Source organism: Campylobacter sp. MIT 12-8780, from assembly GCF_006864535.1.
In the GTDB taxonomy this organism is placed as follows: Bacteria; Campylobacterota; Campylobacteria; order Campylobacterales; family Campylobacteraceae; genus Campylobacter_D.
The window spans coordinates 79,544-92,055 of the sequence record NZ_QHLL01000004.1 but is presented as its reverse complement, the minus strand read 5'-3'; the positions used below and the strand labels follow the sequence as shown (position 1 = coordinate 92,055).

The 12,512-nt window shown below is 35.3% G+C and carries 12 protein-coding genes and 1 pseudogene; 6 read left to right on the top strand and 7 right to left on the bottom strand.

The genetic code is table 11. From position 1 onward, the window contains the following. The first annotated feature begins 63 nt into the window (after positions 1 to 63). On the top strand, positions 64 to 351 hold the full coding sequence (locus DMB95_RS04220) for a hypothetical protein (protein WP_142931060.1): 288 nt from the start codon (positions 64 to 66) through the stop codon (positions 349 to 351). A gap of 29 nt (positions 352 to 380) precedes the next feature. Here the strand turns inward: DMB95_RS04220 and traF are convergent, their stop codons facing one another. The 4 genes and pseudogenes from traF to DMB95_RS04200 all read right to left on the bottom strand — a co-directional run bounded on the left by traF (position 381) and on the right by DMB95_RS04200 (position 4,259). After that, a complete protein-coding gene (gene traF / locus DMB95_RS04215) occupies positions 381 to 1,520 on the bottom strand; it encodes a conjugal transfer protein TraF (RefSeq protein WP_142931059.1) in 1,140 nt (379 codons plus the stop codon). 108 nt (positions 1,521 to 1,628) lie between these two features. Next, on the bottom strand, positions 1,629 to 2,063 hold the full coding sequence (locus DMB95_RS04210; RefSeq protein WP_142931058.1) for a trehalose-6-phosphate synthase: 435 nt from the start codon (positions 2,061 to 2,063) through the stop codon (positions 1,629 to 1,631). 498 nt (positions 2,064 to 2,561) lie between these two features. Beyond that, a pseudogene (gene rlmN / locus DMB95_RS04205) lies at positions 2,562 to 3,674 on the bottom strand (23S rRNA (adenine(2503)-C(2))-methyltransferase RlmN); the annotation flags it as partial. A gap of 9 nt (positions 3,675 to 3,683) precedes the next feature. After that, positions 3,684 to 4,259 carry a phosphorylase family protein gene (locus DMB95_RS04200; protein WP_137632625.1) on the bottom strand — a complete coding sequence of 192 codons (576 nt, stop codon included), beginning with the start codon at positions 4,257 to 4,259 and terminating at the stop codon, positions 3,684 to 3,686. Positions 4,260 to 4,362: 103 nt separating this feature from the next. Here DMB95_RS04200 and rsmA point away from each other — a divergent pair, with 103 nt between their 5' ends. The 5 genes from rsmA to DMB95_RS04175 all read left to right on the top strand — a co-directional run bounded on the left by rsmA (position 4,363) and on the right by DMB95_RS04175 (position 10,040). Beyond that, entirely contained in the window at positions 4,363 to 5,139 is a 777-nt protein-coding gene (gene rsmA, locus DMB95_RS04195; protein ID WP_142931057.1) for a 16S rRNA (adenine(1518)-N(6)/adenine(1519)-N(6))-dimethyltransferase RsmA, read from the top strand. Then, a complete protein-coding gene (locus DMB95_RS04190; protein WP_142931056.1) occupies positions 5,136 to 7,124 on the top strand; it encodes a ribonuclease J in 1,989 nt (662 codons plus the stop codon). The genes rsmA and DMB95_RS04190 overlap by 4 nt, the downstream gene beginning before the upstream one ends. A gap of 71 nt (positions 7,125 to 7,195) precedes the next feature. Continuing rightward, positions 7,196 to 7,957, top strand: a complete 762-nt coding sequence (locus tag DMB95_RS04185; RefSeq protein ID WP_142931055.1) for a pseudouridine synthase — start codon at positions 7,196 to 7,198, stop codon at positions 7,955 to 7,957. Positions 7,958 to 8,160: 203 nt separating this feature from the next. Then, positions 8,161 to 9,669, top strand: coding sequence for an acetaldehyde dehydrogenase ExaC (gene exaC / locus DMB95_RS04180; protein WP_142931054.1), 1,509 nt, complete (start codon positions 8,161 to 8,163; stop codon positions 9,667 to 9,669). A gap of 50 nt (positions 9,670 to 9,719) precedes the next feature. After that, the gene (locus DMB95_RS04175) at positions 9,720 to 10,040 is read left to right on the top strand and encodes a DUF779 domain-containing protein (protein ID WP_142931053.1); all 321 of its coding nucleotides are present in this window, start codon (positions 9,720 to 9,722) and stop codon (positions 10,038 to 10,040) included. Positions 10,041 to 10,050: 10 nt separating this feature from the next. On the opposite strand, the gene DMB95_RS04170 is transcribed toward DMB95_RS04175, so the two are convergent. The 3 genes from DMB95_RS04170 to DMB95_RS04160 all read right to left on the bottom strand — a co-directional run bounded on the left by DMB95_RS04170 (position 10,051) and on the right by DMB95_RS04160 (position 12,403). After that, the gene (locus DMB95_RS04170) at positions 10,051 to 10,665 is read right to left on the bottom strand and encodes a sulfite oxidase heme-binding subunit YedZ (RefSeq protein ID WP_442861445.1); all 615 of its coding nucleotides are present in this window, start codon (positions 10,663 to 10,665) and stop codon (positions 10,051 to 10,053) included. A gap of 5 nt (positions 10,666 to 10,670) precedes the next feature. After that, positions 10,671 to 11,561, bottom strand: coding sequence for a protein-methionine-sulfoxide reductase catalytic subunit MsrP (gene msrP / locus DMB95_RS04165; RefSeq protein WP_142931052.1), 891 nt, complete (start codon positions 11,559 to 11,561; stop codon positions 10,671 to 10,673). A gap of 245 nt (positions 11,562 to 11,806) precedes the next feature. Continuing rightward, positions 11,807 to 12,403 carry an outer membrane beta-barrel protein gene (locus DMB95_RS04160; protein ID WP_142931051.1) on the bottom strand — a complete coding sequence of 199 codons (597 nt, stop codon included), beginning with the start codon at positions 12,401 to 12,403 and terminating at the stop codon, positions 11,807 to 11,809. Positions 12,404 to 12,512: the final 109 nt, after the last annotated feature.

The following is a 12,512-nucleotide window of genomic DNA, read 5'->3' as shown; positions in this document are numbered from 1 at the left end:
TGATTTTTCGTTTGATAATAAAACCAAGAAAAGAAAATTTATTATAAAAAAGAAAGGGATCAAGTGTCATTTTTAACAAATAATTTTATAGAATTTAGCGATGTATTGATGGCTTTTTATGAGATCAGCTTTTTTCTTATCACGACTTATATCATATCTTATTTTAAGCTTTTAAAGGAGGCGAGATATGCAACAGGAGTATTGTTTTTATTTTTAATCAGCCTTGTATTTGCTTTTACTTTTTCAAGTTATTTTTTTGGAACTTTAGCTTATTTAAGCCTTATTTATATTTGGATACAAATTCTAAGAGTAAGGATAAGGCATAAGAAAGAAGAAAGATTTAAGGTTTAAATTTTTTAGACTTTAAAGGCTTTGAGTACTTAAAACTCAAAGCTTCCACCAAGTTGCACTGAAAAATACCTTGGATAATTCGTCCCCTCAACCTTTACCCTTTCAGTCGCAACAGCTACGCCCAAGTCCAAAAAGCCAAAGCCCATACCAAAACTGACAATTGCTCCATTATCCTGTCTTAAGTCCTTAGCAATGCCAGCCCTTGCGTCAAAAAACATGGCATGCGCATCTACACCAATACCGATTTTTTGGCTTTTTTGCTTTGGCATACCTGCTGGAGTAAGCATTAGATTTTCTGTTAAATCCGCATCAGCTGCGAGGCTAAGATGATCGCTAAGATCGTAGGCTAAGCCAAGTCTTGCTTGAGGATAAATGGTAAGTTTGCCATTGTTTTTAAAGTCAAATTTAGGCGTGTTGAGATTTTTTCCTACAAGAGCGAAAGTAAAATCAGGCACATAAGCAGGCGAGTAGCTAAAGCCAAGATCGATACCAAAGTTATTATCGCTATTTGCATCGTTTCCTTTGATCGTATCGATAATATCATCTTGTATATCGCCCTTAGAATCCGTAGTCAAGAGCTTTCGAGAAGTTTGAGTGCTGCTTAAATGCATAAATTTTACTGCTGCACCCCAGCTTAATTTACCAAGCGTAGAATCTAAAGAAAATGCATAAGAAAGTGGTAATTCCATAACACTTAAACGTCTCAAGTGAAAATCTACATTATCGCCGATATCTGTAACATTAGCAGGCAATTGCCCCGAAAATCCAGCTACAGCATAAATGCTTTGCGAGTAACCCAAAGCAACATCGCCTAAAGGTAAAATATCAGGAGCTTTAAAAGCCCAAGTGCCTTGCATTTTTACACGAGCAAAGTTTTCTTTAAGCAAGTTGTTAAAATACGAAACATCTTGAATATTGTTAAAATCAAAATTAAATGCTTCGAGTAAATTTTTATGCTCAGCTTCCACGCTTATACCATAACCCATACGCGTAGCGTCATTTGCAGCGATGAGGGCTGGATTGTAAAAGATAGCGTAGGGATTGCTTTTCAATGCTACACCAACGCCACCCATACCCATTGCCTTGTGTCCGACTTCATTAAATTCTAAAGCCTCAAGTGAGTTTATCGCAATAAGTGATATAAGAGTAAAAGCGCATATTTTTTTCATCTCATTTTCCTTTTATATATCAAAGTGATTTCTAAATATAAAAACTTCGTTATTTTAGCTTAAATTTGCTAAAAAGAAACTCAAATTTTTTGTTTCACGAGAAACTTTTTAGAACAAAAACATCAATTTTGCAAGGATTAAAGCAATAAGGCAGATGAGTAGAGCAAGATGATGATAAAATTTCCGCATAGGATCGCTTTTTTTAAGCACAAGTATATAAAAAAATGAAATAGGTGTAAAAACGAAAAGTAAGCCAACCACGCTTATCTTAAGAACCAAAATTTGCTGAAAAGAGCTTTCAAGCCAGCCAAGCTCTGCTCCTAGATAAAAACTTCCAAGATAAGCTCCACTACAAAGCAAAAGTAAAAAGGCTGGTGCTAAGATATAAACGCTTGGTTTTAAAAGCTCTCTTTTAAGCTTGATAAATTCTGCTTCACTACGGTTTTTCTTAAAATGAGAAAAGATAAAAACATCATAGATTAAATACCCTATCACCACACAAGCACAAAGCAGATGAGTGATTTTAACAAGAGCGTAAAACATTTTTTGCCCCAAGATTTAATTTCAAATTTTAAACTTATCTTAGCTTTATTTTTGGCTCTCATTCTTGATATAGGTTAAATTTTTGTATTTTTCAAGCTTTGAGAGTTTATCTTTTTTCATTTTTCAGCACCAAAACTATCCCTACAACGCCTACAATTACAACTATAGAGATGAAAATTAATTCAGCTATATCTAAAAAAGTCATTTTATTTTTCCTTTTGGTTCTATTTTTGAGTGCGAGGCAGTATGTGAATTTGTTTTTGGGGCTTGATTTTTCGAAGTTTTGTTTGTAAAGCTGACTTTGTTTGAATTTTGATTTGTTAGGTTATGATTTTTAAAGTCTTGCTTTTTAGGACTTTGATCTTTAAAATTTTGCTCTTGCAAATTTTGTTTTTTCAAGCTTTGTGCGTTTTGTTTTGTGTGTTTAACACTTGATAAAATCGGCTTTATGGGATTTTTATTTTTTGAGTTTTCATCATTGTTTGAGCGTATTTTAAGCTCTTGTTCTTTTCTTTCTTTAAGCTGTCCGCAAGCTGCTGATATGTCAAGTCCTTTGCTTTGTCTTATGGTGCAAGTTAGTCCTTTAGCGCTCAAAAAGTCTTGAAATTTCACAGCATCTTCTAAGTCTGGACGCTTATAAGGACTGCCTTCGTGAGGGTTGAAAAGCAGTAAATTAACCTTAGCTTTTATGCCATTTAAAAGCTTGACTAGCTCTTTGGCGTGCTCTAATTTATCATTAATGCCCTTTATCAAAAGGTATTCAAACATTACCCTTTTTCGTGCGTCCACTGGAAATTCACGCACAGCTTGCATGATAGAGGCTATGTTATAAGCTTTATTGATAGGCATAAGCTCGCTTCTTAGCTCATCATTAACAGCGTGCAAGGAAATAGCTAGCAAAACGCCCAAATTCATCTCTCCTAGCTCTTTGATCTGCTTGGCAAGTCCGCTTGTGCTTATGGTTTGTCTGCGAGGGCTGATGGCAAGTCCGTCATTTTCGCTTAAAATTTGCACAGCCTTTGAGACATTTTTAAGATTATCCAAAGGCTCGCCCATACCCATAAAAACTATATTTACCCTTCTTTCATAAGGGATATGATTGTGCTTTTTGATCCATAACACTTGAGCGACTATCTCGCCAGCACTGAGATTGCGTTTTAAGCCACCTTTGGCTGTGAGACAAAAAGAACAGCCTGATTTACAGCCTACTTGTGAGCTTATACATATAGTATAGCGAGTATGGTGCAATCTCTTACCCTCTTCATCAAAAGCTTCTTCTTTCATAGGCAGTAAAACGCTTTCTATAAAATAGCCATCATTTAAGCGGAAAAGATATTTTACGCTTTTATCAGTGCTTTGCTCAAATTTTACGCATTCTAAGGGCTTGAAATGGTATTTGTTTTCAAGTTCTTCTCTTAAAGTTAAGGGTAGGGAACTCATCTCTTTGAAATCATCAGCGTATTTTTGATAAATCCACTGAAAAATTTGCTTTATGCGGAATTTTTGGGGAAAATCCTTTTGAAGCTCTATACTGGTATAATCAAGCAAATTAACTTTATCTTGCTTTTTACTCTCTTTTACATCATTTTTTCTTTCATCTAAAACTAACAAAATTCTATCCTAAATATAATTTCTCTCTTGCAAAAAAGCCTCTAGTTTAGCTTTTGCCTTAGTATGATGAGCCAAAAAGCTTTGGTGTGCTTTTTCATCGCAATAATTACTCGCACACAAAAAGCACGAAAGTTCTATATCATAAAATTTTGCTACGCTTAAAAGAGAGAAAATTTCCATATTTTCAAGCCTTAAACCAAGTTTTAAAAACTCAGCCGCTGCTTTTTTATCCGCACAAATATAATTTGAAGAATTGCTTTTGAATGTTTCTTGTGAAACAAATTCAGCCAAAGTTTCATTAGACTCTTTTTTTTCTAGCTTTTTATGCCAGCTTATTTCACATTGAGCTGGCGAGTAAAAGGCATTTGAAAGCTTTGAAAACTCCACATTAAAAGCATGCTGACTTTGATAAATTTGTAAAAGCTCATCTTTTTCATCATATAAACCACAAGTGCCTATAAAAACAAGCTTTGAGGGCTTAAATTCTTGCAAAAGCAAAGGCAGTTTCAAACAGGGTTCTATAAGTCCTATGCCTATACTTTTTGCAAAGCTAAAATTTTCATTTCCTCCTGCACAGAGTATCAAAGTTTGCACCTTTTTCCTTTCTTTGCTTTCATCAAAAGATAAATTCTAGCTAAAAAATTTAAACTTGTAACACAATCTTAATGAATTTAAGGTAAAATGCTCTATGATAAAAGCAAAAAAACATTTTGGACAAAATTTTTTAAAAGATCAAAGTGCCTTAGAAAAAATCACTCAAGCCATATCCAAAGAAACGCCTTTTATCGTTGAGATTGGACCTGGCTTAGGTGATTTGACGCAAAAGCTTTTAGGAATTTGCAAGGTAAAAGCCATAGAAATAGACGATGAGCTTATACCACTGCTTGAAAAAAAATTTCATCAAGAGCTTAAAAATGCGGATTTAACTTTGCTGAATTTAGATGCATGCAAGGCTTTTACGCCAAGCTTGCATAATGATGAGTATGTTTTGGTGGCGAATTTGCCTTATTATGTATCAACACATCTCATCTTACAAGCCTTAGAGGACAAAAACTGCAAGCAGCTTATCGTGATGATACAAAAAGAGCTTGCTTTGAAATTTTGTGCGACTGAGGGACAAAGCGATTTTTGTGCTTTAAGCGTGCTTGCAGGCTTGATTTGTGAGCGAGAATTACTTTTTGAGCTTAAGCCAGAAAGTTTTGAGCCTGCTCCAAAGGTTGATTCAGCGGTTATATCTTTAAAACGCAAAGCAAATTACGATGAGATAGTTGATATACAAGCTTTTAAAGCTTTTTTAAGGCAGTGCTTTTGTGCTCCTAGAAAACAGCTTGCAAACAATCTCAAAGCCCATAAAAAAGAGCTTTTAAAAAGCTTAAATGAGCTTGGATTAAAAGAAAATATCAGAGCAAGCGAGCTTTGCGTCAAGTCCTATCTTAAAATTTTTACAGACTTAAAGGACAAATAATGAGCGAAGAAAATAAAAATTTAGAGCAAAACGCTGAAAATAGCGATTCTAGTGTGAAAAGCAACAAGCGTTACAAATACAAACGCAAGAAAAAATCCCTTGCAAATTCAATCAATGCAAATGAAAAAAACCAAAACGCCCAAAACTCAAGTGATGAAAATGGCGAAAATCAAGCCCCAGAAGGCAAGAAAAAGAAAAAAAATCGCAATCTCCCAACCAAGCTCACCGGTAATGAACCTTGGCAGCTTGAAATGCAAAGAGTGATTGAGGCAAACAAAGCTATCCATGAAAACCGCTTAAAACCGCTTAAATTTAGTAATTCAAGCGAGCATAAGCTCAAGATCACCCCTATAGGAGGACTTGGCGAAATAGGTGGCAATATGACAGTGATAGAAACAGATAATGATGCTATTATCATTGATGTGGGACTATCGTTTCCTGATTCTGCTATGCATGGGGTGGATATTGTTATCCCTGATTTTGATTATATAAGAAAGATTAAGGATAAGGTTAAGGCTGTTATCATCACGCATGCACATGAAGATCATATTGGTGCGGTGCCGTATTTTTATAAAGAATTTGCCTTTCCACTTTATGCTACGCCTCTAGCACTTGGCATGATCTCAAACAAATTTGAAGAGCATGGGCTAAAGTCTCAAAGAAATCTTTTCCGCCCTGTAGAAAAACGCAAACTCTATGAAATAGGCGAATTTGAGTTAGAATGGATACATATTACCCACTCAGTCATCGACGCTTCAGCCCTTGCTATCATCACTAAGGCTGGCACGCTTTTGCATACTGGAGATTTTAAGATTGATTATACGCCGATTGATAATTATCCAAGCGATTTAAACCGCATAGCTTATTATGGCGATAAAGGCGTGCTTTGCTTGTTAAGTGATAGCACAAACTCCTATAAAGAAGGCTCAACCAAAAGTGAAGGCTCAGTTGGCGATACCTTTGATCTACTCTTTTCAAAGGCAAAAGGACGCGTGATAATGAGTACTTTTAGCTCAAATGTGCATAGAATTTATCAAGCCATTACTTATGGACTAAAATATGGACGCAAAGTCTGTGTGATAGGACGTTCTATGGAAAGAAATTTATACACCACTATGGAGTTAGGATATATAGAGCTTGATAGAAAAATTTTCATTGACGCTGATGAGGTAAGTAAGTATAAAGATAATGAAGTCTTGATTGTAACTACAGGAAGTCAAGGTGAAACCATGAGTGCCTTATATAGAATGGCAACTGATGAGCATAAATTCATCAAAATCAAGCCTACAGATCAAATCATCATCTCAGCTAAAGCCATTCCGGGTAATGAAGGCAGCATTAATGCTGTGCTTGATTATTTACTTAAGGCTGGTGCAAAGGTAGCCTATCAAGAATTTAGCGAAATTCATGTAAGCGGACATGCTAATATGGAAGAGCAAAAACTCATGCTTAACCTTGTCAAACCAAAGTTTTTTCTCCCAGTGCATGGAGAATACAATCATATCTTAAAACACAAGCAAACGGCTATAAAATGCGGAGTAGATGAAAGAAATATCTATCTTATGAGTAATGGCGATCAAGTCGAACTTTGCCAAAAATACATCAAAAGAGCGCGCACAGTAAAAACAGGCAAGGTTTTTGTCGATAATCAAATCAACAAGCAAATCGCTGATGATGTAGTTATAGACAGACAAAATCTAGCTGATAATGGCGTAGTAGTCATCATCGCTCAGGTTGAAAAATCAAGCAAGACACTCATTCACAAACCAAGGGTGCTAAGCTATGGGGTAGTAGCAAACAAGCAAGATGCAGCCTTTGCTAAGGAGCTTGGCGAGGTGCTTTCTGTATTTTTTGCGAATTTAAAAGATGAGGTTTTAGATGACAATCGCTTCATAGAAGCCCAAATCCGCCAAGTGCTAAGAAAACATATCTTTAGAAAGCTGAAAAAATACCCAACCATAGTGCCAAGTGTATTTATGATGTAAATTAAACCCAGCCTTGTTTTTATAAGCAAGGCTTTTTTAATCAAAACTTAAAATCAAAACAAAGAAAAACAATGAGAATTAATCAATTCATCTCTCACAACACAACTTATTCACGCAGAGAAGCTGATGAGCTTATCAAAGCTGGGCTTGTAAAAATAGGCTCAAAAATCGCCACTTTAAGCGATCAAGTGGGTGAAGAAAGTAAAATAAGCATAAAGGGCAAGCGAGTTTATAAGAAAAAGCAATTTTCTGTCATCATCTATCATAAGCCAAAGGGCGAGCTAGTGAGTAAAAAAGATGATAGGGGCAGACGCGTGATTTATCAAAGCCTGCCAAAAAACTTTGCTTCTTGGCTTAGCGTTGGTAGGCTTGATTTTGCTAGTGAGGGCTTACTTTTACTTACCGATGCTCCTGTGATAGCTGATGCTTTAATGCATAGTGATTTAGAAAGAGAATATTATCTAAAAATCAAAGGACAAATTAGCCCAAAAGTCATAGAAGCTATGCAAAATGGACTTGAAGTGCAAAATGAAAAAAAAGGCGCTCATACAAAAACTAAGATCACTTCAATGAGCTTTGCCCCATTTTTAGGCTGGGAAATTTTTGGCTCAAGTGGGGGCTATACTAAGCTAAAAGTTATCATCAATGAGGGCAAAAACAGAGAATTACGTCGCTTTTTTGGACATTTTGACTTAGAGGTGATGGACCTTAAAAGAGTGGCTTTTGGTGTGCTAGAACTTGGACTTTTAAAAGAAGGCAAATACCGCTATCTCACTCAAAGCGAGTATGATAAATTGCGTGATTTTTTGAAAAGTAAGCAGATAAGGTATTAAAAAGTTTTAAAATGCTACAAAAATACTTCCTTGTATAAAAAAATAATAAAAATACCCAGTTAAAATCATCATCTAAAAGTATAATGTTACAAAAAGTAATCATCTTTATAAAAATATAAAATAATTTTTATCTTATTTAAAAAATATAAAAAAAGTCCTATTATAATTAAACTACATATAATTTCAAATAAAAAGGAGCAACAATGAGTGCGTATTTAGATCATACTAAGGTGTTTAAAGCTCAGTATGAAAATTTCATCAATGGAGAATGGCAAGCCCCTAAAAGTGGGCAGTATAGTGAAAATATCACCCCTATTTCTGGCAAGCCTATCACTAAGGTGCCTTTGTCTAATGATGCTGATATTAATGCAGCCTTAGATGCAGCAAGTGCAGCTAAAAAGTCTTGGGCTAAAACTCCTCCAGCTACAAGAGCTGACATTTTGCTTAAAATCGCCGATCGCTTAGAAGCGAATTTAGAACTTTTAGCCTATGCTGAAACTTGGGACAATGGCAAGCCTATCAGAGAGACTTTAAATGCTGATGTGCCTTTAAGCATAGATCATTTTCGCTATTTTGCAGGTTGCATTAGGGCTCAAGAAGGCGGTATTAGTGAGATAGATGAAAACACCGTGGCGTATCATTTTCATGAGCCTTTGGGCGTGGTTGGACAAATCATACCTTGGAATTTTCCGCTTTTAATGGCAGCTTGGAAGATAGCTCCTGCTTTAGCAGCAGGTAATTGCATAGTTTTAAAGCCAGCTAGTGCTACTCCTGCTAGTATTTTGGTGCTTATTGATTTGATCAAAGATTTGCTTCCAAAAGGCGTTTTAAATATAGTCAATGGAAGCGGAGGCAAGATAGGTAAAGCCCTTGCAACCAGCCCAAAGATAGCAAAGGTAGCCTTTACAGGCTCAACAGCTGTAGGCAGACAGATCATGCAGTTTGCTACTGAAAATATCATACCAGTTACCCTAGAACTTGGGGGAAAAAGCCCAAATATTTTCTTTGAGGATATTATGGCTGAAGATGATGATTTCTTAGATAAAGCTGTAGAAGGACTTGTGCTTTTTGCTTTCAATCAAGGCGAGGTTTGCACTTGCCCAAGTAGAGCTTTAATCCAAGAAAGCATATATGATAAATTTATAGCTAAGGTGCTTGAAAGGGTAAAAGCTATCAAGACTGGCAATCCTCTTGATCCTAGCACTATGATGGGTGCTCAAGTAAGTCAAGAGCAAATCAATACTATTTTAAATTATATCAAAATAGGCAAAGATGAAGGCGCACAATGCTTGATAGGTGGAGAACAAAACATACTTGAAGGCGAGCTTAAAGATGGCTTTTATATCAAACCTACTATCTTTAAAGGGCATAATAAAATGAGAATTTTCCAAGAAGAAATTTTTGGACCAGTTTTAAGTGTAACCACCTTTAAAGATGAAAAAGAAGCCCTAGAAATCGCTAATGATACCCTTTATGGACTAGGAGCAGGAGTTTGGACTAGGGATATTAACAGAGCCTATAGAGTTGGGCGAGGTATAGAAGCTGGCAGGGTTTGGACCAATTGCTATCATGCTTATCCAGCTCATGCTGCCTTTGGAGGCTATAAACAAAGCGGTATAGGCAGAGAAACACATAAGATGATGTTAGAACATTATCAACAAACTAAGAATTTGCTGGTAAGCTATAGTCCTAAAAAACTTGGCTTTTTCTAAGCAAAATAAGAGTGATTTTTTAATCACTCTAAACTCATAAAGGAAAACTAATGCTTAAAGCAAGCAAAAATGCCCTTGATTTAATCGCAAAACTCAAAGCCTTATATCCAAATTTTATCATTTATCTTTCAGGAGGATGCTGTGATGGCTCAGCCTTGATGGTGTATGATGATTTTAAATTAGGCGAAAATGATTATAAACTAGGAGAAATTGAAAATATAGGCATCTTTGTGCATATAAAGCACTATAAAGCTTATTTAGAAGGAAAAAATTTAGAACTTGACGCCACTAGGGGCAGGGGAAGTGAGTTTTCACTTGATTATGAGTTAAATGAGCATTTTTTATTGCATAGCGAACTTTGTGAAATTTAAAAACAAAAGCTTAAAGCCTCTTTTTTCTAAAAAAGCCCTTTGTATAACGATACACAAAAAATAGCCCCGCCATGATAAGTGCAAGATAATGCCAAAATTCAGGGATTTTAGCCGATAAAAAATAATGATAACTTGCCACAAAAAGACAAAGATAGCCAAACTTTCTTATCTTTTCAAGCCTTTTACCCCATTCAAAAGAGCTTAAAAGCATAAAAAACATAAGCACAAAAGCTACAAAGCCACTTGCTTCAAAAATTCTTTTTGAAATGTCATTATAAAGCTTTATAAGGCTTAAATTTTTTGAAAAAACAAAATACACCCCAAAATGAGCCAAAGCCCAAAAACCAGCATAAATTCCAAACAAACGCGGATAAATTTTAGTCTTTTTAAACTGAAAAAGTGAGAAAAAGGCACTCACAAAGGTAAAGCTTAAGGCAAAAATTCCAGTATAAAAATAAAGCTCCGAGATAAGATCAAAGCTATACATAACATTAAAAATAGCCTGCACTGCTGTATAAATAACACTTATTGCAAAACTTACATAAGCAAGAAGTCTTAAATTTTTTACACTTAAAATAGACTTAGGGCTTGTTTTATAGGCTCTTTGTGGCTCATTAGTGTTTATAGCGCTCAAAAATACTTCCTTAAATCCATACCTGCATACAAATACCCTACTTCTTTTTCATAGCCATTAAAAAGTAAAGTATCTTGGTTAAAAAACTTACCTAAAGGACGCTCACTTGCTTGAGACCATCTTGGATGATCGACTTTTGGATTGACATTAGCATAAAAGCCATATTCTCTAGGATTTGCTAGCTCCCAAGTGGTTTTTGGCTGTTCTTTTAAAAACTCGATTTTGACTATGGATTTAATGCTTTTAAAGCCATATTTCCAAGGCACGACAAGACGAAGTGGTGCTCCATTTTGTGCTTTTAAAGGCTTTTTATACATACCAACAGCCATTAAAGTCAGTGGATGCATAGCTTCATCCATTCTAAGTCCTTCTACATAAGGATAATCAAGAGTTGGGAAAAAAGCTGCTTGATCAGCAAATCTTTCTTTATCAAAAAGCGTGGTAAATTTGATAAATTTAGCCTCACTCGTTGGTTCAAGCTTTTCTATTAAAGCTCTTAGTTCAAACCCAACCCAAGGCACCACCATACTCCAAGCCTCCACACAACGAAAACGATAAATCCTCTCTTCAAGCTTAAAGGCTAGTATATCCTCCATAGTCAAGGTTTGAGGCTTATTTACCGCTCCGCTTACTTCTATTTTCCAGTCTTTGGTGTGAAAATTTTTAGCTAAATTTACAGCTTTTGCTTTATTGACTGAAAACTCATAAAAATTCACATGATTTGTAGCAAGCTCTTCTGGGCTTAATTCTAGCTCCTTGTTTAAATCCTCTTTAAAATCAAGCGCGCTTAAAGTGCTTGCCAAAAGACTTGAGCTTACTAAAGAGCCAACTCCAAGCTTGATAAATTCCCTTCTTTTTTGAAATAATTTTTCAGGCGTGATTTGCATATTTTTCCTTAAATTTGTATTTTTGAAAGAACAAATTTAAGCATAAAAAAGCTAATAAATAAAAATTATCTGTTATGATTTTTTATCTTTTGTTTAAATTTTTAGCCCGCTTTTGATTAAAAGCCACTATCAGCATAAACTACCCTAGATCAATTAAGCCAGGGCAGTTTTTAGGAGATTTTAGAAAGTTAAGTTTTGTATATCACACTTTGAAAGTTTTCAAACAAGTTTATAAAAAGCTTGTTTTAGAAATTGAAAGTATAGCGAAGTCCTACAGAGTAAGGTTGAGTAATTTTTACATCATCTTTTTTAGGACCAACTACACCAAATCTACTCCAAAGCTCAAAACCATGAGTTTGAGTATAGTTCATTCTTAAACCAAGATTGATACCAAGATCAAAACCACTTACTTTTCCATCACCATCTTCACTATTTTTTTGGATCATCTTGTTATTTGCATAATCAAGGCTCAAACCACCAAAAGCACCATACTCAAGATCGCCACTTTGTAAGAAGTTATAAAGCACATCAGCATTGACACCTAGATCATATCTTTGAAGTTGTGGGTTGTTGCTTCCTTTTGTGTTCTTAGTTCCGTAAGTAAATCTCGCATAACCTCTAAAACCTAAATTGTCATCAAGGAAGTATTTATAACCACCAACTAAACCATAACGAAAGCCGTTAAAGCCACTCATTTTTTCATTACCCTCGTTATTGGGATTTTTCACAGTAAGTGAAGCATAGCCTCCGTCAATACCGACAAAAGCACCTGTTTGTTCTGCTAAAGCTGCTGAAGAAGCTAGAGCTGAAACGAGAGCAAAGCTTGTTAAAACTTTTTTCATGTTAAACCTTTCATTAAGATAAAATAAGAATGGATATTCTACCCCCCCCCCCCCCTTAATATAAACTTAAATAGCTCTAAAACTTACAAAAAAATGAGAATTTTTTAAA

Bases quoted from the DNA above. Each gene is read 5' to 3' on its own strand.
- exaC (WP_142931054.1), top strand. From the start codon at position 8,161: ATGAGTGCGTATTTAGATCATACTAAGGTGTTTAAAGCTCAGTATGAA.
- DMB95_RS04210 (WP_142931058.1), bottom strand. From the start codon at position 2,063: ATGTTTTACGCTCTTGTTAAAATCACTCATCTGCTTTGTGCTTGTGTG.
- traF (WP_142931059.1), bottom strand. From the start codon at position 1,520: ATGAAAAAAATATGCGCTTTTACTCTTATATCACTTATTGCGATAAAC.
- rsmA (WP_142931057.1), top strand. From the start codon at position 4,363: ATGATAAAAGCAAAAAAACATTTTGGACAAAATTTTTTAAAAGATCAA.
- msrP (WP_142931052.1), bottom strand. From the start codon at position 11,561: ATGCAAATCACGCCTGAAAAATTATTTCAAAAAAGAAGGGAATTTATC.
- DMB95_RS04175 (WP_142931053.1), top strand. From the start codon at position 9,720: ATGCTTAAAGCAAGCAAAAATGCCCTTGATTTAATCGCAAAACTCAAA.
- DMB95_RS04185 (WP_142931055.1), top strand. From the start codon at position 7,196: ATGAGAATTAATCAATTCATCTCTCACAACACAACTTATTCACGCAGA.
- DMB95_RS04160 (WP_142931051.1), bottom strand. From the start codon at position 12,403: ATGAAAAAAGTTTTAACAAGCTTTGCTCTCGTTTCAGCTCTAGCTTCT.